This is a genomic window from Micromonospora sp. bgisy143 (assembly GCF_057708145.1).
The window spans coordinates 94,121-117,666 of sequence record NZ_JBYIRN010000019.1 but is presented as its reverse complement, the minus strand read 5'-3'; the positions used below and the strand labels follow the sequence as shown (position 1 = coordinate 117,666).

Below are 23,546 nucleotides of genomic sequence, written 5' to 3'. Positions count from 1 at the left end.
CGAGGCCCTGCTTGAGCTGGCCCGCGGTCGACCCCACCCAAGGGGGTGATCAAGAGGTTCGCGTCAGCGAGAGCGCGTTTGGTGACGCGAAGCTCTTGATCACCGCGGTTGGGCGGGCGAGGCGGGCGGCGGAACGCAGACCTAATCGGTATCGGTCAGGTTTGGGTGGGGAAGCCGAGGTTGACGCCGCCGTGGCGGGGGTCCAACCAGCGGCTGGTGACGACCTTGCCCCGGGTGAAGAACCGCACCCCGTCCTCGCCGTGCGCGTGCAGGTCGCCGAAGAGGCTCGACTTCCAGCCGCCGAACGAGTGGTACGCCATCGGCACCGGGATGGGCACGTTGATGCCGACCATGCCCACCTCCACCTCGTGCTGGTAGCGCCGGGCGGCACCCCCGTCGTTGGTGAAGATCGCCGTGCCGTTGCCGTACGGGCTGGCGTTGACCAGTTCCACGGCCTCGTCGTACGAGTCGACCCGTACGACGCTGAGTACCGGCCCGAAGATCTCGTCGGTGTAGATCGACATGTCCGGGGTGACCCGGTCGAACAGGGTCGGACCGAGCCAGAAGCCGTCCGGGTCACCGTCCGGCGTCACGTCCCGCCCGTCGACGACCGGCACCGCGCCGGCGGACACCCCGGCGTCCACGTAGGAGCGCACCCGGTCGGCGTGCGCGGCGGTGACCAGCGGCCCCATGTCGCAGCCCCGCCGGCCGTCCCCCGTGCGCAGCCCGGCCATCCGGGCGGCGATCCGCTGCACCAGGGCGTCCGCCACTGGCTCCACGGCCACCAGCACCGAGATGGCCATGCACCGCTCCCCCGCCGAGCCGAACCCGGCGTTGACCGCCGCGTCGGCCGCCAGGTCCAGGTCGGCGTCGGGGAGCACCACCATGTGGTTCTTCGCCCCACCGAGCGCCTGCACCCGCTTGCCGGCCGCGGTGCCGCGCCGGTAGACGTGCCGGGCGATCGGGGTGGAGCCCACGAACGACACCGCGCGCACCTCCGGATGATCCAGCAACGCGTCGACCGCCTCGGCGTCGCCGTTGACCACGTTGAGCACCCCGTCGGGCAGACCCGCCTCGGCGAACCACTCGGCCAGCAGCAGCGCCGCGCTCGGATCCTTCTCGCTCGGCTTGAGCACCACGGCGTTGCCGCAGGCCACCGCCACCGGCACGAACCACAGCGGCACCATCACCGGGAAGTTGAACGGCGAGATCACCGCCACCACGCCGAGCGGCTGCCGGATCGTGTACGAGTCGACCTCGGTGGAGACGTTCTCGCTGAACGCGCCGCGCAGCACCGAGGGCAGGCCGCAGGCGTACTCGATGACCTCCAGGCCGCGCTGCACCTCGCCGGCGGCGTCGGCGAGCACCTTGCCGTGCTCGGCGGTGATCACCTCGGCGAGCCGGTCCCGGCGGGCGTGCACCAGTTCCCGGAACGCGAACAGCACCGACGTCCGCTTCGCCAGCGACGCGTCGCGCCAGTCGCGGGCCGCGCGGGCGGCGGCCCGCACCGCGACGTCGACGTCCGCGGTCGAGGCCAGCTCGACCTCCGCGGTACGCCGACCCGTGGCCGGATCGAACACGTCGCCGCGCCGCTCGGACGTGCCGCCGACCCGCTTGCCGTCCACGAAGTGGCCGATGAGCATTCCGCCCGGACCGCCGGTCCTCATGCCGCCACCTGCGCCGACGAGCGGATCGCGTCGACGAGGATGGCCAGGCCCTCACGGGCCTCCTCCTCGGTGAGTGTCAACGGTGGACCCATCCGCAGCACGTTGCCGTACAGGCCGCCCTTGCCGGTGAGCAGACCGCCGACACGGCACGCCTCGAAGACCCGGTTGGTCAGCGCGGGGTCCGGGTCGGTGGTGCCCGGCCGGACGAACTCGACGCCGAGCATGAGCCCCTTTCCGCGTACCTCGGCGACGCAGTCGAGGCCGCCCACGGCGGACCGCAGGCCGTCGGCGAGGATCGCGCCGACGCGGGCCGCGTTCGCCTGGAGGTCGTGCGCGATCAGGTAGTCGAGCACCGCGTTGCCGGCCGCCGTGGAGATCGGGTTGCCGCCGAAGGTGGAGAAGCTGATCCCCGGCACCGCCTGCAGCACCTCGGCCCGGCCGACCACCCCGGCCAGCGCGAACCCGTTGCCGATGCCCTTGGCGAAGGTCAGCAGGTCCGGAGTGACCCCGTGCGCCTGGTAGCCCCAGAAGTGCTCCCCGGTACGCCCCCAACCGGTCTGCACCTCGTCGGCGATGAACAGGATGCCGTGCTCGTCGAGGACCTTCTTCCAGGCGGCGAAGAGCCCGTCCGGCGGGTGCACGAACCCGCCCACGCCCTGGATCGGCTCGGCGATCAGCGCCGCCACGTCGCCGGAGGTCTGGGTGGCCAGCACCTCACGCAGGTCCTCCACGGCCGCGTCGATGCGCTCGTCGGCGCTCAACCGCGCCAGCAGTCCGCGTACCCGGTCAGCGGAGTGCAGCCAGGCCACCTGCAACGGGTTGAGGCCGCTGGCCGACCAGGTCCGGTTACCGGTGACGCCCATCGCCGCGTACGACCGGCCGTGGTAGCTGTTGCGCACGGCCAGCACCTGGTGGGAGCGGCGGTGATTGGTGGCGACCAGCAGCGCCGCCTCGTTCGCCTCGGTACCCGAGTTGGTGAAGAACACCCGTGCGTCCGGGATGCCGGAGCGCTCGGCGATCTTCTCGGCCAGTTCGACCTGCTGACGGATCAGATAGAGCGTCGAGGTGTGCACGATGCCGGTGGCGAGCTGCCGCTCGACGGCCTCCCGGATCTCCGGGATGTCGTACCCGATCATGTTCGTCAGCACACCGCCGAAGAAGTCCAGGTAACTGCGGCCCTGCGCGTCGGTGACCCGGCGGCCGGAGCCGGAGACCAGCTCGATCGGCTCGGCGTGGTAGAGCGGCATCCAGGGTGGGAGAACGGCCCGGTGCCGGGCCAGCAGGTCGTCGGTCATCGTGGCACCCTTCAGCGGCGTTCGTGGATACCGCACGCTCCCACCGCCGACCGGCGCGGACAACTGGCAGGGTGTAGCGCAGCGCGGGTACGAACTGACAGTCACGCCGCGGGCGTGCGTCGCGGCAGGTGCAGGGCGGCGGCGACCACCGCGAAGGCCGCCCAGCCGGCCCCCAGCGCGCCGGCCGTCGAGACGTCCTGGACGTAGTGGTACGCGCTGAGGAAGGCGACCAGCGCGAGACTGTTGCGGGCGAAGTGCCCGGTGAACTCGGACAACTGGTGTCGCGCCTCGACGGCCACCAGCACCCCCGAGTATGGGAACGTCACCACCATGCCCCGCAACACCGCCCCGAGCAGCGCGGTGAGGATCGCCCCCACGAAGATGACCACCAGCTTGAGCAGCACGGGCAGTCCGTTCCGCCCCTCGGCCGAGGCCGGAGCGACGGGCGACGGTCGGGCGCGACGGCGGCGCAGCAGCATGGCCGCCACCCAGAGCACGAGGGTGCCGGCGAGGGCCGCCTCGAACGGGACGTCGACGGCCACCAGGCCGGCGCTCAGCGCCAGGTAGCCGCCGATCCCCGCGCCGTCGGCGAGCAGGATGGGCCAGCGCAGCCGCTGGTGGGTGACCGCCACGGTGACGAAGAAGAGGTTCAGCCCGAGCACACCGAGCAGCTGCGCGCCGTCGACCCGGTACCCGGTGGTGACCAGGGCGAGCGTCATCGGCACCGGAAGGCTGTAGACCAGCGCCCGGAGCCGTACCGAGCGGATCACGCTCACCGCCCAGACCACGGCCGTCACCAGCAGGACGGCGCTCCACGTCATGGCGTCGGCGTCGGGTCCTCGAAGGTCGCCATGCTCGCGCAGGCGTCGAACACCCGGGTGAGCCGCTCGACGTCGGCGCGGTTGACGGAGAACTGGTTCTCGCCGATCTCCCCGTGCGCGGTCATCCGGGCCTCCCAGCAGCTCGACGAGTCCCAGAGCGTCAGGTTGACGAGCAGGTGCGAACCGACCGCGCCGAACGGCAGCAGACCCACCCGGGCCCCGGCCGCGCGTTGCCGGCCGACCAGTTCGGACAGCTCGTCGGTCAAGGTGGCGTAGACGAAGACCCGGGTGATCCGGACGCCCCGCCGCAGGGCCTCGACGTTCGCCTCCCAGTAGCGCCGGCCGATCTCGCTGCGCCACCAGCTCAGCTCTCCACTGGCCCGGGGCATCACGTTGGTCAACGCGTCCAACCGGTGTACGCAGGACCGGGTCGCGCCGAGCAGGTCCTCGTCCTCGTCGCCCCGCCGGATGACGCGCCCCTGCGCGAACTGCTCGGCCTCCAGCCGGAACTGCTCGTAGCGGCGCTGCGCCTCCACCGCGACCCGCGTGCCGGCGTGCTGCTCGGTGGCCTCCCGCATGGACGCGGCCACCTCCGTGGCGGTCTGGGCGAGCCACGGTGGACCGTCCAACAGCGTCCGAAGGTGGAACCGGCGTTCCGCGCGGGCCAGCGAGTCCACCAGCAGCGAGATGGTGATGCCCATCAGCCCGGCCAGCAACGACTCCACCCCGGAGGCCGCGCCGGTGAGGTCGAGCAGGACGCTGAGGGTGATCGACAACGTGATGCCGACCAGCGCCACCGGGTCGGTGTGCGCCACCAGCCGGAGGAAACCGCTCGCGGACGTACCGCCGCGCAGTCGTGCACGGGCAACGTCACGGGTCATCGAAGTCCCCCCTTCAGCCGCTGCGACCAGGGTAAAGACCACCGACAACAGGGGGCCGGTAGCATCCGGCAGGTGCAGGGAACGCAGACGGGTACGGTCGCCGAACGGATCGAGGCCTGGGTCTGCTCCAGCTCGCTGCGCGGTCTGGTCGGGCACTTCGGCGGCGACTGGCCGGCCGGCGACCTCGCCGAGTCGCTGCGGTTCCTGGACGACTTCTCCGCCCGTCACTGGGACTTCCGAGGCGGTCGGGAACGACCAGACGCGCGCGAGCCGGACCTCGACCCGGCCACCGCGTCGCTGGTCCTCGACGCGGCCGCCGCGCTCGGCATGGTGCGCGCGACGCCGCCGACGCGGCACGCGTACGCCCATCTGGTCGTGCTGGGCGGCCTGGCGCACGCCTGTCTGCGTCGCGTCGCCTACGCCGCCCATCTACTGCGCGCCGGACTGCGGGTGACCGGCGAGGTCGCCGTACTGGGCAGCTTCCGACCGCTGTCCGAGTGGGAACGGGTCACCCTCGCCGACGCGGGCCTGCCGCCGGACGAGACCGAAGTGGACGTGCTCGACACGGCGGTCCGGCAGGTGTTCGGCGTGACCGCCCCGACCGAGCAGGACGGCGTCGACGCCGGCCACCCACACCACTCCTGGTCGTCGCGGACCTACCGGCCGACGGGACTGCCACCGGTACGGGTGCTCGCAGCGCCGTCCAGCGAACCGGACCGGCGACGGGCGCACACCGCCGACACACAACGGTTCTGGGCCGGGCACGCCCGGCTCGCCCCCGGTGACCAGGTGCTGATGGTCACCGCGCCCATCTACGTGCCGTTCCAGCACTGCGACGCGCTACGCACCCTGGCCCTGCCGCACGGCTGCCACATCGACACGGTCGGGGTGGACCCGACGGTGACCGACCCGACGGTGCTGCCCGAGCAGACCCTCACCCCGGGCCGCTACCTCCAGGAGATCCGCTCGGCGATCCGCTCGATGCGCGCCCTGCACGAGAGCATGGGCTGAGCCAACGGTGTCGCGACGCCGAGGGCTCAGCCGGCGGTGTCGCGGACGGCCTGGGCGAAGACCTCGGAGCGGTGCTCGAAGTTGCGGAACCGGCCGTAGCTCGGGGCGGCCGGCGACAGCAGCACCACCCCGCCGGCCGGGGTGACCTCCCGGGACAGCCGTACCGCCTCCACCAGGTCGTCGACCAACTCCGTCCGCACCTTCGGCAGGTTCGCCAGCACCTCGACGATCCGGGCGCCGCTGTCCGGGATGCCGATGACGGTCAACTCCCGCTCGGCCAGGTGCTCGGCCAACGGGGTGTAGTCCAGGCCCCGGTCGTTGCCGCCGACGATCACCGTCAACGGCCGACCGTCGTACGCGTCGATGGCGTGCATGGCCGCGTACGGACTGGTGGCCAGGGTGTCGTCGACGAAGGTCAGCCCGGACGGGTCGGTGATCTCGGTGAGCCGGTGGGCCAGCCCCTGGAACTCGGCGACGGCCACGGCGAGGTGGTCCTTGGCGGCCACCACGTCGACGCCGAGCGCGTCGAGCACGGCGAGCGCGACGCACAGGTTGCCCTCGTTGTGCCGGCCCACCAGCGGCAGCACCGCACGCGGGAAGAGTGGCTGGTCACCGATGTGGAACCAGGGCGTGCCGTCGGCGCCGGTGGCGACATGGGTGGTGTCGGGACGGCCGGCCCGCACCGCGGGCAGGTCACCCAGTTCGGCGGCGAGCCGCGGGTCGCCGCCGTTCACCACGATCGTCTGCGGGTCGTGGGCGAGCAGGTTGAGCTTGTCCCGGTAGTACTCCCGTTCCCCGCCGTGCGCGTCCAGGTGCTCGGGGAAGAGCGCGGTGACCACGGCGACCCGGGGTGAGTCGGTGAGGTCGCTGCACTGGTAGCTGGACAGCTCCAGCACGTACAGCTCGGCGTCGGGCAGGTCGAGCGTGGGCACGCCGATGTTGCCGCCGAAGACGTTCGGGCGGCCCATGGCGGTGAGCAGGTGGCTGATCAGGCTGGAGGTGGTGCTCTTGCCCTTGCTGCCGGTCACCCCGACGGTGCGGGCGGCGTGGTCGGCCATCCACAGCGCGGTGCCCTGGGTCACCGGGACGCCCCGTCGCCGCAGCTCGACAAGCCACGGGTGGGTCTGCGGCACCCCGGGCGAGCGGACCACCACGTCGGCGGCAGCCAACCGGGCGAACCCCGCCTCACCGGTCACCAGCGGGGCCGCCTCGGCGAGCGGACCGTCCCACGGCAGCGACAGGAAGTTGGCGCTGTCGTCGACGGCGACCAGCTCGGCGGGGCCGTGCGCCGCGATGGCGGTCACAGCGGCCCGGCCCTCCCGACCGGTACCCCAGACGGCGACGGTACGTCCGCGCAGGTCAGACAGGCGCACGGGGCTCTCCTCGGGGGTCACGGCGGCGGCTGGCGGGGCCCGGTCCGGACACGGCCGGACGAACCAGGGCCTAGTATGGCGTGTGCCCAACGAGCAGCTCCGGCGGATGGACGCCTTCACCTTCCCGTCCTACTCGATCGACTTCGCCACCGGCGAGGTGTTGTTCGACTACGCGCTGACCGGCCCGTCCGGCGAGCAGCGGTTCACCGAGGTGATCACTCTTCCGCTCCCGGCGGAGCCGCCCTCGGACGAGACGGTCGCCACCCTCAACCGGGTCCTGGAGGTGCTGCACCTCGTCGCCGGGGTCAGCTACTACAAGGCCGCCGCGCCGCCCAGGCTGGTGCTGCCGGCGCCGCTGGGCGCGGCCACCGTCGACTACGTCACGGCCGTCTACACCAAGGGCCTCGCCGAGTACGCGTACCGCAACGACCTTCCGTACGTGCTGGAGCTGCGTCCGGAGGTGCCGGCCGGTGAGGTGACGCCGGCCCGGGTGTACGACAACTCCGACCGTCGCCCGCTCTCGGCGGTCGGCGGCGGCAAGGACTCGATCGTGAGCTTGGAGGCGCTGCGCCGCGCCGAGCTGGACCCGGTGCCGTTCTCGGTGAACCCGAACCACGTGATCGTCTCCGTGAACGAGGCGTCCGGATTGACCCCGCTCGCCGCCCGCCGGCGGATCGACCCGGTGCTGTTCGACCTCAACGCCGCCGGGGCGCTGAACGGCCACATCCCGGTGACCGCCATCAACTCCCTGATCGCGGTGGCGACCGCCGTGCTGCACGGGCTGGGGCCGGTGGTGATGTCCAACGAGCGCTCCGCGTCCGACCCGAACCTGATCTGGAACGGTCACGAGATCAACCACCAGTGGTCCAAGGGCGTCGAGGCCGAAGGGCTGCTGCGGGGGGCGCTGGCGGAGCACGCCGGGCTCACCGAGCCGTACTTCTCCCTGCTGCGGTCGCTGTCCGAGCTGCACATCGCCCGGCTGTTCGCCGAGTTCACCCGGTACGACGACGTGGTGACCAGTTGCAACGCCGCCTTCAAGCTGCGCGACGCGTCCGAGCGCTGGTGCCGGAACTGCCCGAAGTGCCGGTTCGTCTTCCTGGCCATGGCGCCGTTCATGCCCCGGGAGCGGGTCACCCACATCTTCGGCGGGGACATGCTCGCCGACCCGGACCAGATCCCCGGCTACCGGGAGCTGCTGGGCGTGGACGGGCACAAGCCGTTCGAGTGCGTGGGCGAGGTCGAGGAATCGGTGGTGGCGCTCGGCCTGCTCGCCGAGCAGGACCAGTGGCGCGACGCCCCGGTGATCAGAGCCCTGGTCGAGGCCGTCCCGGAAACGGCCTGGTCCGCCGTAGCCACCACGGACGTCTTCACCCCCGGCGGCCCCAACCACATCCCCCCAACCTACGCAAAAGCCCTAACCTCCCTCTCCTAACCCCACCCATCCCCACCCACCCCTTTGCCCCGCCCCGCTTGCTCGCGGTGATCAAGAGGTTGGCGTCACGAAAGACGAGTTTCCTGACGCCAACCTCTTGATCGCCGGCTTGGGGGGGGTGGCGCGCCGGGGCAGGCCCCGCAGCCCGCAGCCCGCAGCCCGTAGCCGGGTTGGCCACCCCTCACCCACGTCCTTTGCTCTGCTTCAGCGGACGCAACAGTTCCGGAGATTCTTGTTGCGTGGGTTGAAGCAGAGCAAAGGATGCGTGTGGGGGGATAGTCCCTGTCGCGCCACTACGCGAAGCGACCCTGACCGGGAGGAAGTGGATCTACGTCCGAGTCAGGGGGTGCGGACTGCTTCCAGGGCCAGGAGGGCTACGTGGAGGGAGAGGCTGGCCTCCACCGAGTCGAGGTCCACGTCGAGGATGCGGGCGATCCGGGCCAGGCGTTCGTAGAAGGCCGGTCGGGACAGGTGCGCGGCGGCGGCGCCGGCGGACTTGTTGCGTCCCTGCTCCAGGTACGCGCGCAGGGTGTCCAGCAACCGTTCCCGGGGGTGCTGGGCGTCGTACTCCAGCAGCGGGCCGAGTTCCCGCTCGACGAAGGTCTGGAGCCGGGGCTCGTCGCGCAGCAGGTGCAGCAGCCCGGCCAGACCCACGTGCGGCAGCCGGAACACCGGCAGGTCACGCCGGTCCCGACGGGCGGCCTCGGCGATCTGCCGCGCCTCGACGAGCGACCGGCGGGCCTCGCGCAGACTGCTCACCCCGGACCCGGCGGCCACGATCACGCCGGCCGACGCGAAGGACGCGGCCCGGCCCGTGGCGGCATCGAGGCGTACCCGACGAAGGGCCTCGGCGAACGCGGACAGCGCGCGGTCCTCGGCGGCCGGGTCGGTCAGAGCCAGCAGCGCGCCCACCGAGTTGTCGTCTACGGCGCTGGTCAGCGCGGTCAGTTTGGCCTCCCGCAGCGCCTGGCCGACGGCCTCGGACAGGTCGCGGAGCCGGGCCTGGCCGGCTTCGGAGCCGCCGTCGGCGGCCGGGTCGTCGGCGCGGTGGCGGACCATCACGCCGACCAGGTGCCGGCGGTCCAGCGCCACACCGAGCGCCTTGGCCCGCAACGCCACCTCGTCCACCGGCCGGGAGTGGTCGAGCAGGGCGGTGAGCAGGGTGCGGTGCAGTTGCCGCTCCAGCCCTTCGGCGTCGCGGCGGATCAGGCGGCCCAGCGCGAGGGTGGACGCGGCCCGCTCGACGAGGATGCTCAGCCGGTTGGGCGGCGCGGCGTTGGACGGGTCGCCGCTCGCCGGCCAGCGCAGCAGCAGCCGTCCCCAATCCTGGCCCCGGGCGCCGACGACGGTCACCAGCCAGCCGCTGTCCGGGTCGTACGCGGTGCGCCCGGCCGGCCGGATGCGCCGTGAGTGCTGCTCCCAGCCGTCCAGCAGCAGCTCCGCGCTCTCCCCCGCCGGGTCGTACCCGAGGACCTGCCGGGACAGGTTTTCCAGCACGACCGGGCAGCCGGACAGCTCGGCGGCCTGTCGGATCACCTCGGCCGCGTCGGCGCCCTCGACGGACAGGTCGGTGAACCGCTGGTGGATCTCCTCGGCGGCCCGCAGCTCGGTGAGCTGCGCGTCGACGATCAGCGCGTGCACCGCCTCGGTGATCCGTACGAACGGGGTGGCCCGGCGCAGCTCGACCAGGGGCAGGCCGCGCCGCTCGGCGGCGGCGATCATCACCCGGGGTACGCCGCTGACGTAGCGGCGGCCCAGTTCGACGACGAGCCCGGAGACGCCGACGTCGGCGAGGTCACCGATGAACGCGCGCAGTCCCGCGTCGTCGACCGGCAGCCCGATGCCGGTGGTGAGCACCAGCTCACCACCGCCGAGGAGGGTGGCGATGTCCGGAACCTCGGCGACGTGCACCCAGCGGACCGGCCGGTCGAGCCCGGCGTCCCCGGCCACCACGCGCGGAGCGCCGTGGCGGACGGGGTCCAGGGCCAGGACCTCACGGACGGTAGGGAACACGGCCGACACGCTACCGTCCGTGACCCCGGGCCTCGACCGGCCGGGTACCGGATCAGTCGACGCCGAACTCCATGGCCGCCCGGTCGAGCGCCTCGTCCTCGGCGGTGGCGACGCCCCGGGAGGCGATCGCCTCCGCGCCGCCCTCCGGCATCGCGCCGATCAGCCCGGTGGAGGCCGCCTGCGCGGCGCCGATCATCCGCTCGCTTCCCGCGCCGCCGACCATGCCCAGGGAGGCGTACTGCTCCAGCTTGGCCCGCGAGTCGGCGATGTCGAGGTTGCGCATGGTGAGCTGGCCGATCCGGTCCGACGGGCCGAACGCCGAGTCCTCGGTACGCTCCATCGACAGCTTGTCCGGGTGGTAGCTGAACGCGGGGCCGGTGGTGTCGAGGATCGAGTAGTCCTCGCCCCGGCGCAGCCGCAGCGTCACCTCACCGGTGACCGCCGTGCCGACCCAGCGCTGCAACGACTCGCGCAGCATCAGCGCCTGCGGGTCCAGCCAGCGGCCCTCGTACATCAGGCGACCGAGGCGCCGGCCCTCGTTGTGGTAATTGGCCAGGGTGTCCTCGTTGTGGATGGCGTTGACCAGCCGCTCGTACGCGGCGTGCAGCAGCGCCATGCCGGGGGCCTCGTAGATGCCCCGGCTCTTGGCCTCGATGATCCGGTTCTCGATCTGGTCCGACATGCCGAGCCCGTGCCGGCCGCCGATGGCGTTGGCCTCCAGCACCAGGTCGACGGCGCTGCCGAACTCCTTGCCGTTGATCGTCACCGGGCGGCCCTGGTCGAAGCCGATCGTGACGTCCTCGGTGGGGATCTCCACCGACGGGTCCCAGAACCGCACGCCCATGATCGGGCTGACCGTCTCGATGCCGGTGTCGAGGTGTTCCAGGGTCTTCGCCTCGTGCGTGGCGCCCCAGATGTTGGCGTCGGTGGAGTACGCCTTCTCGGTGCTGTCCCGGTACGGCAGGCCGCGCTCGAGCAGCCACTCGGACATCTCCTTGCGCCCACCCAGCTCGGTGACGAAGTCGGTGTCCAGCCACGGCTTGTAGATGCGCAGCATCGGGTTGGCCAGCAGGCCGTACCGGTAGAAACGCTCGATGTCGTTGCCCTTGAAGGTCGAGCCGTCGCCCCAGATCTGGACGTCGTCGGCGATCATCGCGCGGACCAGCAGGGTGCCGGTCACCGCCCGACCCAGCGGGGTGGTGTTGAAGTAGGCCCGCCCGCCCGAGCGGATGTGGAAGGCGCCGCAGGTCAGCGCGGCGAGGCCCTCCTCGACCAGGGCGGCGCGGCAGTCGACGAGGCGGGCGACCTCGGCGCCGTAGCTGAGCGCACGGCCGGGGACCGAGCCGATGTCGGGCTCGTCGTACTGGCCGATGTCGGCGGTGTACGCGCAGGGAATGGCGCCCTTGTCGCGCATCCACGCGACCGCGACCGAGGTGTCGAGGCCGCCGGAGAAGGCGATGCCGACACGTTCGCCGATGGGCAGGGAGGTGAGAACCTTGGACACGGGAAAGATTATTCAACAAGACGCATGGTCATGCAAGCGGATCGCCGCGGCCTAATTCCCAGAACGCCACGGCCGCCGCCGCGGCGACGTTCAGCGAGTCCACTCCGCGCCGCATCGGCAGGACCACCCGCACGTCGCTGGCCGCCTGCGCCGCCGCCGTCAGGCCCGGGCCCTCGGCGCCCAGCAGCAGCGCGGCCCGCTCGCGCTGCGCCGGGGTCAACCGCTGCATGGGTACGGCGTCCGGCGCGGGCGTCATGGCCAGCACGGTGAACCCCGCCTGGCGTACCTCGTCGAGGCCGGCCGGCCAGCGGTCGAGCTTGGCGTACGGCAACGCGAACACCTCGCCCATGCTCACCCGCACGCTGCGCCGGTAGAGCGGATCGGCGCAGGACGGTGACAGCAGCACCGCGTCGACGCCCAGCGCGGCGGCGCCCCGGAAGATCGCGCCCAGGTTGGTGTGGTTGTTGACGTCCTCCAGGATCACCACCCGGCGCGCGCCGGCGAGCACCTCGGCCGCCGTCGGCAACGGACGGCGGTGGAAGGACGCCAGCACCCCCCGGTGTACGTGGAAGCCGGTGGCCTTCTCCAGCACGTCCTGAGTGGCGGCGTAGACCGGCGCGTCGCCGGTGTCCAGGTCGGCGATCTGGTCGACGCGCTTGGCGTCGACCAGGTAGGACCGGGCCGGATAGCCGGCGCGTAACGCCCGGCGCAGCACCAGCTCGCCCTCGGCGATGAACAGGCCGTGCGGAGGCTCCCAGCGGGTGCGCAGCTCGACGTCGGTGAGCGCGCGGTAGTCGGCGATCCGGTCGTCGTCGGGGTCGGTGATCTGGTGGACGGGCACCCGACGATTCTGCCGGACGGCCCGCCGTCTCCCGGCTGGGGAGTTTTGTCCGGTCGGGAAGGGGAACGACCGCTGGAGTACCGGACACGACGGGAAGGACCAGCCAGGTGAGCGCAGACCACACGGCAGCGGCCGAAGGGGGCACCCTGCCCCGCCGTCCCACCGTCGCGGACCACATCGTCTCCCGCCTGTTCAGTTGGGGCGTACGCCGCTACTTCGGCTATCCCGGTGACGGCATCAACGGCCTCACCTCGGCCCTGCAACGCACCAACGAACGCGCCCAGTTCGTTCAGGTGCGGCACGAGGAGACCGCCGGGTTCGCCGCCTCCGCGCACGTCAAGTACGGCGGCGGGCCGCTGGGCTGCGCGCTGGTGACCAGCGGCCCCGGCGCCATCCACCTGCTCAACGGCCTGTACGACGCCAAGCTCGACCACCAACCCGTGGTCGCCCTGGTCGGGCACACCGCGGTCACCGCCGAAGGCGGTGGCTACTACCAGGAGGTCGACCTGCTCGCCCTCTACAAGGACGTGGCGGCGGCGTTCCTGGCCCAGCTCGACCACCCCGCGCAGGTACGCCACCTGGTCGACCGGGCGTGCCGGACGGCGCTGGCCCGGCGTACCGTCACCGCGCTGGTGCTCCCCTCGGACATCCAGGACGAGCCGGCCATCGTGGATCCCCCGCACGCGCACGGCTACTACCAGACCAGCAACGTGCCGAGCAGCACGCCGACCGTCCCACCGACGGCCGACCTGCGCCGCGCGGCAGAGGTGCTGCGCGGCGGCCAGCGGGTGGCGATGCTGGTCGGGCAGGGCGCGCTCGGGGCCGAGGAGGAGGTCCGCGAGATCGCCCACCGGCTCGGCGCCGGAGTGGCCACCGCGCTGCTCGGCTTCGCCACCGTCGACCACCGCGAGCCATGGGTGACCGGCGCGATCGGACTGCTCGGCACCCGACCGAGCTGGCAGCTCATGACCGGCTGCGACCGGTTGTTGATCGTCGGCAGCAACATGCCGTACTCGGAGTTCTACCCGCCACCCGGGCAGGCCCGGGCCGTGCAGATCGACCTCGACGGCACGCAACTCGGGCTGCGCTACCCGACCGAGGTGAACCTGACCGGCGACGCCCGCCCCACCCTGCGGGCGCTCCTTTCCGAGCTGGGCCCCGGCCCGGGCCCGACCGCCTGGCGGGCCGAGATCGCCGAGGCCACCTCCGCATGGCGACGCGCCCAGCGTGACCTGGCCGAGCAGAGCGCCGACCCGGTCAACCCGCAACTGCTGTTCAGCACCCTCAGCGACCGGCTCCCCGACGACGCGATGCTCACCGTGGACTGCGGCACCGCGACCGCCTGGTACGCCCGGCACGTTCAGGTCCGACCCGGGATGCTGGCCAGCCTCTCCGGCACGCTGCTGTCCATGGGCGGTGCCATGCCGTACGCGCTCAGCGCCAAGTTCGCCCACCCGGACCGGCCGCTGGTCGCGTTGATCGGTGACGGGGCGATGCAGATGAACGGCGTCAACGAGCTGATCACGGTGGCGAAGTACTGGCGTAGCTGGGCCGACCCGCGGTTCGTGGTGCTGGTGCTCAACAACCGGGACCTGGCGTTCGTCAGCTGGGAGCAACGCTCCAGCGAGGGCACGCCGATGTTCCCGGACAGCCAGCAGCTCCCGGACATCGGCTACCACCAGTGGGCACAGGTGCTCGGGCTGCACGGGGAACTCGTCGACGCCCCCGAGCAGGTCGCCGGCGTCTGGGACCGGGCGCTCGCCGCCGACCGGCCGGTGGTCATCAACGCCCTGGTCGACCCGGCCGAGCTGATGCTCCCGCCGCACTTCACCGCCGAGCAGGCCCGCAAGACCGCCGCGGCGGTGCTGCGCGGCGACACCGACTGGGCCGGCATCATCCGCCGCGGCCTACCCGCCACAATCGCCAGCTACCGCCCCCGCCGCCGCGACCGCTAACCCTGCCCCTGCCCTCCCCCTTTACCCCCGCGATCTTGCACTTTCTGCGGCGACAAAGCGTCACAGGAGCGGCGAATCGGCAACCGAAAGTGCAAGATCGCGGGGATGGGTGGGGTGGGGTGGGTCGGGTTCGGGGTTTCGCTAGCCGTTGCTGTCGGGGCCGAGCCTGGCGGTGACCTCGGAGTGTCGTGACCCCCGGACCGGTGCAAAGAGCACGGCGGCCCGGCCCGAGGTGGGCCAGGCCGCCGTTGAATCCGGGGTCAGCCCCGGCGGTTGAGCCAGCGCTCCAGCGGGGACAGGGGGTCCTCGGTCGAAGGTTGCTCACGCCGCGGGACGGCCGGGCGCTCCACCGGGCGGCGGGGCTCGCCGGCCAACTCCTTGCTGGGGGCGGTGAACGCCTTCTCCGGCTGACCCTTGACGGCGGTGGCGATGACCCGTGCGACCGCGTCGATCACCTTGCTCTGCACCGCCGAACCCACCGAGTCGGCCGGGTCGTCGGGGTTGGCCGCGATGCCGGCGACGGCCACCTGCGGGGTGAAGCCGACGAAGGTCTCGGTGGCGTTCTCCTCCGAGCTACCCGTCTTACCCGCCACCGGGCGACCGTCGAGGATGCCGTTCACCCCGGTGGCGGTGCCGCCGTTGCACTGCCCGTACGGCGACTGCTGACCCACCGGGCAGCGGGCCGCGTCGGTCGCGGCGCGCGCCACGTCGGCGTCGAGGACCCGCTTGCAGGACGGCTCGCCGACCGGCACCTTGGCGCCCTTCGCGTCGGTCACCGAGACCACCGGCAGCGGCGTGCAGTAGGTGCCCTCGGCGGCCACCGTGGCGTACGCGTTGGCCAGGTCGAGCGGGGTGGTGGCGGCCACGCCGAGGGTGAACGATCCCCAGTTCGCGGCGTTGTTCTTGGCGAAGGCGGCGTCGCTGTCGGCGCGGAACGTGATGCCGAGCCGCTGCGCCATCTCGACCACCTTGTCCTGGCCCACCTGCTCGGCCAGCCACACGAAGTACGTGTTCACCGAACGCCCGAAGCCGTCCCACATCATCCGGTACCCGTCCATCCAGGCCGGATTGGCGTTCGCCGGGCACCAGCGGCCGTCACAACTGCCCGGCCCCTCGGCCGGGTACCGGGTGGGCAGCTTGGCGGGGGCATCGAAGCCGGTGGAGAGGGTACGGCCCGACTCCAGCGCCGCGAGCATGGTGAACAGCTTGAACGTCGAACCCGCCTGGTACCCGTCGACGCTGGCCCCGCCGGAGATCAGCGGGTTGACGGTGTTGGGGTAGTTGGCCTGCCCCTTCGGGTTGTCGGCGAGGCTGTAGTGCCGGTTGACCGCCATGGCGAGCACCCGCCCGGTGCCCGGTTGCACGGCCGCGATCGGCAGGGCGCGCTTGTTGTCGTACCCGTAGACCTTGGTCGCCTGCTGCTGCGCGGTGGCCTGGATCTTCGGGTCGAGCGACGAGACGACGGTGTAGCCGCCCGAGCGCAGGGCCTGCTCGCGCTCGGCGGGGGTGGCGCCGAAGGCCGGCTGGGTCAGCCACCACTGGCGCAGGTAGTCGCAGAAGTAACCCCAGTCGTCGTGGCCCTGGTTGACGGCGGTGCAGCCGTTGGGCTGTGCGGTGGGGTGCAGCGCGAGCGGTTCCGCCTTGGCCTGCGCGGCCTGCGCGGCGGTGATCGCCCCGGTGGCGACCATCGAGTCCAGCACGTACGACCGGCGGGCCAACGCCTGGTCCTTGTCGCCGCTGATCGGGCTGTACGCGTCCGGGGACTGCACCAGACCGGCGAGCAGCGCCGACTCGGCGAGGGTCAACTGTGCGGGGGGCTTGCCGAAGTAGCGCTGGCTGGCCGCCGCGATCCCGTACGCGCCGGAGCCGAAGTAGGCGATGTTCAGGTACCGGCCGAGGATCTCGTCCTTGCCGAGGCTCTTGTCCAGCGCGCCCGCGTACCGGATCTCCTGGAGCTTGCGCCCGACGGTGGGGTCGGTGGCGGCGGCGCGCTCCTCGGGCGTGCGGGTGGGGTCGGTCTTGAGGACGTTGCGCACGTACTGCATGGTCAGCGTGGAGCCGCCCTGCTCGGTGCCGCCGCCCTTGACGTTGGCGACCAGCGCCCGGGCCAGGCCGCGCAGGTCCGCCCCGCCGTGGTCGTAGAACCGCCGGTCCTCGGCCGCCACGATCGCCTGCCGCATCACCGGGGCGATGTCGGCCAACCCGACGTCGGTCCGGTTCACGTCGTAGAACGTGGTGAGCAGCGTCTTGCCGTCGTTGGCGTAGAGGTAGGAGCGCTGCGGCGTCGCCGGGGTGCGCAGCGCGTCGGGCAGCGCGGCGTACGAGCCGATCGCGGCGCGTGCGGCGAACCCGACCAGCAGGTTGCCCGGCAGCGCCGCGACGGCCAGGACGAGCCCGGCCAGCACGCCGGCGAGCAGCACGGTGAACAGCCGCGACAGCGGCGAGCGAGGGGCGGCCATGCAACCCAGGATTGCCACAAATAACGCCAACCGACCACCCCCTGTTGCGAACTTCACCACCCCCCACCAGCCGTTCCCCAGCCCCTGACCCCGTTGATCATGAAGTTATTGCCGCGACTCGCCGAGATCGACGGCAATAACTTCATGATCAACCGGGCAGGTGAGGTGGGTAGGTCAGGGGGTGGGGGTGGTCGTTACGCTTGCTGAGGCGGCGTCGCGGGCGGTTTCGCGGGGCATCAGGCGGCCACTGCGGTAGCCGATGCCGATGCCGGCGATCAGGACGAAGATCGCGCCGAACGTCTGGAGCGAGCCGATCAGAGCACCGCCGAGGCCGAGCAGGGGCGCCGCGATGATCAGCATGACCCCGTCACCGAGACTGAAGGTGCCCGAGCGGGCCACCGCCCATCCGGTGAGGAACCACCCCACGCTGTAGAACGTCGCGCCGAGCAGGACCAGCGACCGGGCGGTGGTGCCGAAGACCGGCGTCTGCTCCTCGAAGCCGGCGAACGGCAGCATCAGCACCGTGCCGGCGATGCTGACCAGCAGCCCGGCGGCGGCCACCCGGCGGCTGCGGGTCGCGGCCAGCAGGCCGGTGAGGGCCAGCAGCGCGAGCAGGCCGAGCCAGACCGCCGCCACCCAGCCGATCAGGTACACCGCCTGGCCGTCCGCGGGATACGGGTCGTTGCCCACCCCGCCGTCGCTGGCCATCGCCACCGCGCCGTAGAGGATGGCGTACGCCGGCAGCAGCCACACCGCGGCCCGCGCGAACCGTCGTACCGACCAGGCCCAACTGGCGTTCGTGGCGGGTGCGAGCGGGGTGGGCTCACCGACGAAGGGCAGGACACCGAATCCGCCGCCGGCACGCCGGGAGCCCAGCGGCGCGACCGGATCGTGCGCGCCGGGCACCGGGGCCGAGGACCACATCCGATTCGCCGGATCCTTCATGCGTCACCTCGCTCGTCCGCGAGCGGTGCGAGACGCGCCGGGGCGCCCCGATTGCCTGGTCACCACCCGTCCTAGGACCGATCGTGGCAGGCGTCGGAGCGCCCCATGAGCATTTCTCGCATTTACCCGGGCGGGCGGCCGGCGTCCGGAACCCGGCCCTGCCCGCGCCGGGCGGCCCGCGCTCGATCGACGCCGCCGGCCGCGCTCATCCGGCGCGCGCCGGCCAGCCGCACCTTCCGACCGGTAGCGGGCATTCAGCATCGAGGACCGCCACCGACTCGATCAGAAGGCCCGCGCCGCGCGACCCGTGTGACGGGTCAGCCGCGCTCGCGCTGGTCCGTCGGGTCGTTGACCAGGCTGTCCGGGGTGACCGGCTCCGGCGCGGGCAGCCCCTGCGGCTTGTTGCCGCCGGTGGCCTGCGCCTCGGCGACGCGTACCTCGTCGTGGATCTGCTGGGCGGCGTCGGCGGCGGCCTGCGCCGCCTCCGCGGCCTCGCGCTCGACCTGGCTCGCGTGGTCGGCGGCCTCCGGCGCGGGCACGTCCCCCACCATCTGGCTCAGCCCACCGAGCGCGCCACCCATCCCCTCCAGAGCCTTGGTCAGCTCGGCCGGGACGATCCAGACCTTGTTCGCGCTGCCCTGGGCGATCTGCGGCAGCGCCTGCAGGTACTGGTAGGCGAGCACCTTCTGGCTCGGGTTCGCCTGGTGGATGGCGTCGAACACCGTCCGGATCGCCTTCGCCTGACCCTCGGCCTGCAGGATGCGGGCCTGCCGGTCACCGTCGGCCCGCAGCACCGCGGACTGCTTCTCACCCTCGGCGGTGAGGATCTGCGACTGCTTGTGCCCCTCGGCGGTGAGGATCGCGGCACGCCGGTCCCGCTCGGCGCGCATCTGCTTCTCCATCGAGTCGCGGATGCTGGCCGGCGGCTCGATCGCCTTGATCTCGACCCGGGTCACCTTGATGCCCCAGCGGCCGGTCGTCTCGTCCAGCACCCCGGACAGGTGCCGGTTGATCTCGTCCCGGCTGGTCAGCGCCCGCTCCAGGTCGAGCGAGCCGATCACGTTCCGCAGGGTGGTCACCGTCAACTGCTCGATGGCCTGCAGGAAGCTGGAGATCTCGTACGTGGCCCGGACCGGGTCGACCACCTTGAAGTAGAGGACCGTGTCGATCGAGACCACCAGGTTGTCCGAGGTGATCACCGGCTGGGGCGGGAAGCTGACCACCTGCTCACGCATGTCGACCTTGGTACGGACCGCGTCGATGAACGGCACCAGCAGGTTCAGACCGGGGCTGAGGGTGCGCTTGTACTTGCCGAGCCGTTCCACCACGTCGTGGCGCTGCTGCGGCACGATCCGCACCGCCTTGGCCAGCGTTATCACGGCGATCAGCGCCACCGCGATCACCAGCACCCCGAATATCGTCATCCCGTTCACCCTCTCGCTTCCGGCAGCTCGCCGGCGGAAGAAACGTCGTCCTGCCACACCAGGGCGGTCGCGCCCCGGACCTTTATCACCCGAACCCGCTGACCGGGCTCGAAACTCTGCGTCGTGTCGTACGGCCGGGCCGTCCACAACTCTCCGTCGATCTTGACGAGGCCGTGCTCGGCGTCCACCCGCTCCAGCACCAGCGCCGTGGAACCCTCGATCGCCTCCACGCCGAACGGCTGTTCGCCGTTCTCCAGCGCGGACCGGCCGTGCCGCTTGATCACCGGCCGGACCACGACCAGACTCAGTGCGGACACCACCGCGAAGACCAGCGCCTGCACGGCGACCGGCGCGCCCAGGGCCGCCGCACCCGCGGCGGCGAACGCGCCGACCCCGAACATGATCAGAAACAGGGTCGTCGTGAAGATCTCGGCGACCGCCAGCACCACACCCAGCACGATCCACAGCACGGCATCCACCCCACGATCGTGACATGCAAATGCTCGCGCGGCTTCCCCGCGAAGATCAGTAGGCTCGGCGAGGCCCATCCGGCGGCGGCCCGACCCGAGGAGAAACCGTTGACCCTGCTACCCGAGACCGCCCGACAGATCGACAACCAGGTCGCCCAGGCGCAGGCCGAGGGTCACGTCCCCTCGCTGGTGCTCGGCGTGGTCCGCGACGGCGCACTGGCGCACCTGGCCGTCGCCGGCGGACACCCGCGCCCGGATGTCGACCTGCAGTACCGAGTGGGCTCGATCAGCAAGACCATGACCGCGACCCTGGTCATGCAGTTGCGCGACGCCGGCCGGCTGGCCCTCGACGACCGGCTGGAGCAGCACCTGCCCGGTACCGCACTCGGCGCGCTCACCCTGCGCCAACTCCTCGGGCACGCCAGCGGGATGCAGCGCGAACCCGAGGGCGACTGGTGGGAGCGGACCGAGGGCGTCGACCTGCCGACCCTGCTCGCCGGGGTCACCGCCGACAAGATCGCGTACCCGCCGCACACCACGTACCACTACTCCAACCTGGCGTACGGGCTGCTCGGCGGGCTCCTCGAACGGCTCACCGGGACGCCTTGGGCCGAGCTGCTCGCCGACCGCGTCCTCGGCCCCCTGGGTATGCGCCGCACCACGTACGCGGCCACCGAGCCATTCGCCCGCGGCTACGTCGTCCACCCCTGGCACCACACGTTGCGCGAGGAACCCCGGACCGACACCGGGGCGATGGCCCCCGCCGGGCAGCTCTGGTCGACGGTCGAGGACCTGGGCCGTTGGGCCGCGTTCCTGGCCGACCCCGAGCCGTCGGTGCTGGCCGCCGAGACGCTGACCGAGATGTGCGCCCCCGTGGTGATCAGCGACCTCGACTCCTGGACCGGCGGGCACGGCCTGGGACTGGAGCTCTACCGGGACGGCGAACGCGTGTACGTCGGGCACGGCGGCTCGATGCCCGGGTACGTGGCCGCCCTCGTGGTGCACCGACCCAGCCGTACCGCCGTGGTCGGCTTCGCCAACTCGTACGGCTTCGGAATCACCACGCTCGGCCGTCGGCTGCTGACCAGCGTGCTGGACACCGAGCCGGCGTTCGGCCAGCCGTGGCGGCCGGTCGCCGCCGCGCCGGACGCCGAGGTGGCCGAGTTGACCGGTCGCTGGTGGTGGATGGGCACCTCGCTGGACCTGCGCTGGGACGGGGGTGACCTGGTGGCGCACGTACGCGGTGAGCGGGTGAGCCGGTTCACCGCCGAGGGGACGGACCGCTGGCGGGGGCGCTCCGGCCCGGAAAACGGCGAGATCCTGTCGGTGCTGCGCGACGACGACGGGCGGGCGACGGCGATCGACATCGCCACGTTCGTCTTCACCCGCAGCCCGGACGAAGCCCCCTGACCCGTGGCCGGGCGGACCGGCCGGCCCCTGGCCGGCCTGACCGGCCGGTCAGGCCGGCTCGGTGACGAAGTCGATGAGGCGCTCCATGGCGTTGATCAGGGGCGTCTCCACGTCGGCGAAGCTGTTCACCCGGGACAGGATGTGCCGCCACATGTCGGCCGGCTCGGCCACCCCGAGGGCCGCGCAGACCCCCTCCTTCCAGGGCCGCCCCGGTGGCACCACCGGCCACGCCGCGATGCCCAACGCGGCCGGTTTGACCGCCTGCCAGACGTCCACGTACGGATGCCCGGTCACCAGCACGTACGGCGAGGTCACCCGAGCCACGATCCGGCTCTCCTTGCTGCCCGGCACCAGGTGGTCGACGAGCACGCCGAGGCGTCGGGTCGGGCCCGGGGCGAAGTCACGGACCGCCGCGTCCAGGTCGTCGATGCCGTCCAGCGGCTCCACGACCACGCCCTCGATCCGCAGATCGTCACCCCAGATGCGCTCTACCAGCGCGGCGTCGTGGATGCCCTCGACCCAGATCCGGCTGGCCTTGGCGACCTGCGCACGGACGTTCTCCACCGCCACGGACCCGGAGGCGGTCCGCCGACGGGCCGCCGGCACCGGAGCGCGGGTCGGGCGGCGCAGCGTCACCGGCCGGCCGTCGAGCAGGAACGCCGCCGGTAGCAGCGGGAAGTTGCGCCGCTTACCGTGCCGGTCCTCCAACACCACCGCGCCGGCCTCGAAACCCACCACCGCGCCGCAGAAGCCGGAGTCGGCGTCCTCCACCACCAGATCCGGTTCGGCGTCCACCTCCGGGGTGACCTTGCGCCGTCGCCAGTCGCCCGCCAACACGTCCTCGCCGTATCGCCCCGCCATGTCGATCACGCTAACCCGCACCCCGCACCCACCCACCCCGACACACCGCGCCCGCGTCCCCGCACCCCACCCCGTCGATCATGGAGCTGTGGTGGTGCACGAAGCGCTGCCAACCGCACGGAATCCGGCACCACACCTCCATGATCGACGCGATTCGGGTGGGGTGCGGCGGGGCGGGGCGGTACTGGGCGGGGCGAAGGGGGCAGTTCGGGGCAGGCAGGGCGGCCGGAGCGGCAGCCGAGACAGGGCCACCGATCACCACGTACCCTTTCGGCATGTCCACCCCCGCAACGGGCGCGGCCACCCTTGCGCCGCGCCGGTCGAGCCGGTTCGTTGCCTGGGTGCGCGCGTGGCGCGCCGGGTTGGTGCCGTACGACGAGGTCGCCGACGCCATCGCCGGTGACGAGGAGCACCTCGTCGCGGACGCCCCGGGCACCTGGACCGACGTCCCGCTGGGCGCCGCGCTGCCCACCCTGGCCAAGCTCTCGCCCGACGAGATCCGGCTGGTGCTGCCCGCGCCGGGCGACCCACGGGGCCTGCCCGGTCCCGGTGACTTCGCGGGAGCGGCGCTGGTGGCGGGTGAGGCGGTGGTGGCCGGCGGGTTGGGTCTGATCCCGCAGGTACGCAGTCACACCTCCGGCTCCGGAGACTGTTTCGAGACGGTGCTGTGGCGGGTGTACCCGCTGCCGGCCGACGCGCCGGCCGCCTCGCTGTCACTGCCCGGGGCCGCCGAGGCGGAAGCCGAGTTGGCCGCCGCGCTGGCCGAGACGACCGCCGCGTTGACCCGTCTCGACGTGGCCCAGTGGCGGCCCGAGCTGGCCGGGGCGCTGGCCGCGCTGCGCCGGCCCGACGGCGCCACCGACCTGCCGCCCGGCTTCGACCCACGGGCGCGTCGACTGTTCGCCCGCGCGGCCGTACTGGACCGGGTCCTCGCCCTGGCCGGGCACGCCGCCCCCGGTGGCGCGATCAACAACTACGAGGCCCAGCAGCGCGACGCGGCGCTACGCCCCCTAACGACCGCCTGCCGCCAAGCCCTGGTAGCAGCCTGCAACGCCCCCCTACGCCCCTAACCCCGGCGCGCCGAACCCCTACCCCGCGCCGATCTTGCACTTTCTGCTGCGGCATAAGGGACATAACGCCCCATACCGTCGACAGTAAGTGCAAGATCGACGAGAACGGGAGAG

Annotated in this window: 18 protein-coding genes; 5 read left to right on the top strand and 13 right to left on the bottom strand. The window is 72.2% G+C overall.

The annotated features are described in order from the left end of the window. Positions 1-155: 155 nt before the first annotated feature. The 4 genes from AC3EN4_RS21770 to AC3EN4_RS21755 form a co-directional block, all read right to left on the bottom strand. Positions 156-1,643: a CoA-acylating methylmalonate-semialdehyde dehydrogenase gene (locus AC3EN4_RS21770; RefSeq protein WP_435207577.1), complete on the bottom strand. Its 1,488-nt coding sequence runs from the start codon at positions 1,641-1,643 to the stop codon at positions 156-158. A 20-nt stretch (positions 1,644-1,663) separates the two neighbouring features. Continuing rightward, entirely contained in the window at positions 1,664-2,962 is a 1,299-nt protein-coding gene (locus AC3EN4_RS21765) for an aspartate aminotransferase family protein (RefSeq protein ID WP_435207556.1), read from the bottom strand. A gap of 101 nt (positions 2,963-3,063) precedes the next feature. Next, on the bottom strand, positions 3,064-3,783 hold the full coding sequence (locus tag AC3EN4_RS21760; RefSeq protein ID WP_435207555.1) for a hypothetical protein: 720 nt from the start codon (positions 3,781-3,783) through the stop codon (positions 3,064-3,066). Continuing rightward, positions 3,780-4,664 (bottom strand): hypothetical protein, encoded by an 885-nt coding sequence (locus AC3EN4_RS21755; protein ID WP_435207554.1) that lies wholly within the window; start codon positions 4,662-4,664, stop codon positions 3,780-3,782. The genes AC3EN4_RS21760 and AC3EN4_RS21755 overlap by 4 nt, the downstream gene beginning before the upstream one ends. A 72-nt stretch (positions 4,665-4,736) precedes the next feature. On the opposite strand from AC3EN4_RS21755, the gene AC3EN4_RS21750 reads away from it, so the two are divergent. Beyond that, a complete protein-coding gene (locus tag AC3EN4_RS21750; RefSeq protein ID WP_435207553.1) occupies positions 4,737-5,675 on the top strand; it encodes a hypothetical protein in 939 nt (312 codons plus the stop codon). Between the two features lie 26 nt (positions 5,676-5,701). On the opposite strand, the gene murD is transcribed toward AC3EN4_RS21750, so the two are convergent. Then, a complete protein-coding gene (gene murD / locus AC3EN4_RS21745; RefSeq protein ID WP_435207552.1) occupies positions 5,702-7,048 on the bottom strand; it encodes a UDP-N-acetylmuramoyl-L-alanine--D-glutamate ligase in 1,347 nt (448 codons plus the stop codon). Between the two features lie 82 nt (positions 7,049-7,130). Here murD and AC3EN4_RS21740 point away from each other — a divergent pair, with 82 nt between their 5' ends. After that, positions 7,131-8,480: a MurL-like N-terminal domain-containing gene (locus AC3EN4_RS21740; protein ID WP_435207551.1), complete on the top strand. Its 1,350-nt coding sequence runs from the start codon at positions 7,131-7,133 to the stop codon at positions 8,478-8,480. Positions 8,481-8,819: 339 nt separating this feature from the next. Here the strand turns inward: AC3EN4_RS21740 and AC3EN4_RS21735 are convergent, their stop codons facing one another. The 3 genes from AC3EN4_RS21735 to AC3EN4_RS21725 are packed head-to-tail and all read right to left on the bottom strand — an operon-like array spanning position 8,820 to position 12,838. Beyond that, complete coding sequence (locus AC3EN4_RS21735) at positions 8,820-10,493, bottom strand: PucR family transcriptional regulator (RefSeq protein WP_488179846.1); 1,674 nt, start codon at positions 10,491-10,493, stop codon at positions 8,820-8,822. A gap of 52 nt (positions 10,494-10,545) precedes the next feature. Continuing rightward, positions 10,546-11,997: an argininosuccinate synthase gene (gene argG, locus AC3EN4_RS21730; protein WP_422735834.1), complete on the bottom strand. Its 1,452-nt coding sequence runs from the start codon at positions 11,995-11,997 to the stop codon at positions 10,546-10,548. 28 nt (positions 11,998-12,025) lie between these two features. Beyond that, entirely contained in the window at positions 12,026-12,838 is an 813-nt protein-coding gene (locus AC3EN4_RS21725; protein ID WP_435207549.1) for a TrmH family RNA methyltransferase, read from the bottom strand. A gap of 107 nt (positions 12,839-12,945) precedes the next feature. Here AC3EN4_RS21725 and AC3EN4_RS21720 point away from each other — a divergent pair, with 107 nt between their 5' ends. Next, positions 12,946-14,793 carry a thiamine pyrophosphate-requiring protein gene (locus tag AC3EN4_RS21720; RefSeq protein ID WP_435207548.1) on the top strand — a complete coding sequence of 616 codons (1,848 nt, stop codon included), beginning with the start codon at positions 12,946-12,948 and terminating at the stop codon, positions 14,791-14,793. A 260-nt stretch (positions 14,794-15,053) separates the two neighbouring features. On the opposite strand, the gene AC3EN4_RS21715 is transcribed toward AC3EN4_RS21720, so the two are convergent. The 4 genes from AC3EN4_RS21715 to AC3EN4_RS21700 form a co-directional block, all read right to left on the bottom strand. Continuing rightward, positions 15,054-17,252 (bottom strand): transglycosylase domain-containing protein, encoded by a 2,199-nt coding sequence (locus AC3EN4_RS21715; RefSeq protein ID WP_435207547.1) that lies wholly within the window; start codon positions 17,250-17,252, stop codon positions 15,054-15,056. A 174-nt stretch (positions 17,253-17,426) separates the two neighbouring features. Beyond that, positions 17,427-18,197, bottom strand: coding sequence for a hypothetical protein (locus AC3EN4_RS21710; protein ID WP_435207546.1), 771 nt, complete (start codon positions 18,195-18,197; stop codon positions 17,427-17,429). A 317-nt stretch (positions 18,198-18,514) separates the two neighbouring features. Then, positions 18,515-19,621: an SPFH domain-containing protein gene (locus AC3EN4_RS21705; protein WP_435207545.1), complete on the bottom strand. Its 1,107-nt coding sequence runs from the start codon at positions 19,619-19,621 to the stop codon at positions 18,515-18,517. Positions 19,622-19,626: 5 nt separating this feature from the next. Beyond that, positions 19,627-20,100, bottom strand: a complete 474-nt coding sequence (locus AC3EN4_RS21700) for an NfeD family protein (RefSeq protein ID WP_422735841.1) — start codon at positions 20,098-20,100, stop codon at positions 19,627-19,629. A 99-nt stretch (positions 20,101-20,199) separates the two neighbouring features. On the opposite strand from AC3EN4_RS21700, the gene AC3EN4_RS21695 reads away from it, so the two are divergent. Then, positions 20,200-21,501 carry a serine hydrolase domain-containing protein gene (locus tag AC3EN4_RS21695; RefSeq protein WP_435207544.1) on the top strand — a complete coding sequence of 434 codons (1,302 nt, stop codon included), beginning with the start codon at positions 20,200-20,202 and terminating at the stop codon, positions 21,499-21,501. Between the two features lie 48 nt (positions 21,502-21,549). On the opposite strand, the gene AC3EN4_RS21690 is transcribed toward AC3EN4_RS21695, so the two are convergent. After that, on the bottom strand, positions 21,550-22,362 hold the full coding sequence (locus tag AC3EN4_RS21690) for a DUF3097 domain-containing protein (protein WP_435207543.1): 813 nt from the start codon (positions 22,360-22,362) through the stop codon (positions 21,550-21,552). Between the two features lie 275 nt (positions 22,363-22,637). On the opposite strand from AC3EN4_RS21690, the gene AC3EN4_RS21685 reads away from it, so the two are divergent. Beyond that, the gene (locus tag AC3EN4_RS21685; protein ID WP_422735844.1) at positions 22,638-23,432 is read left to right on the top strand and encodes a hypothetical protein; all 795 of its coding nucleotides are present in this window, start codon (positions 22,638-22,640) and stop codon (positions 23,430-23,432) included. Positions 23,433-23,546: the final 114 nt, after the last annotated feature.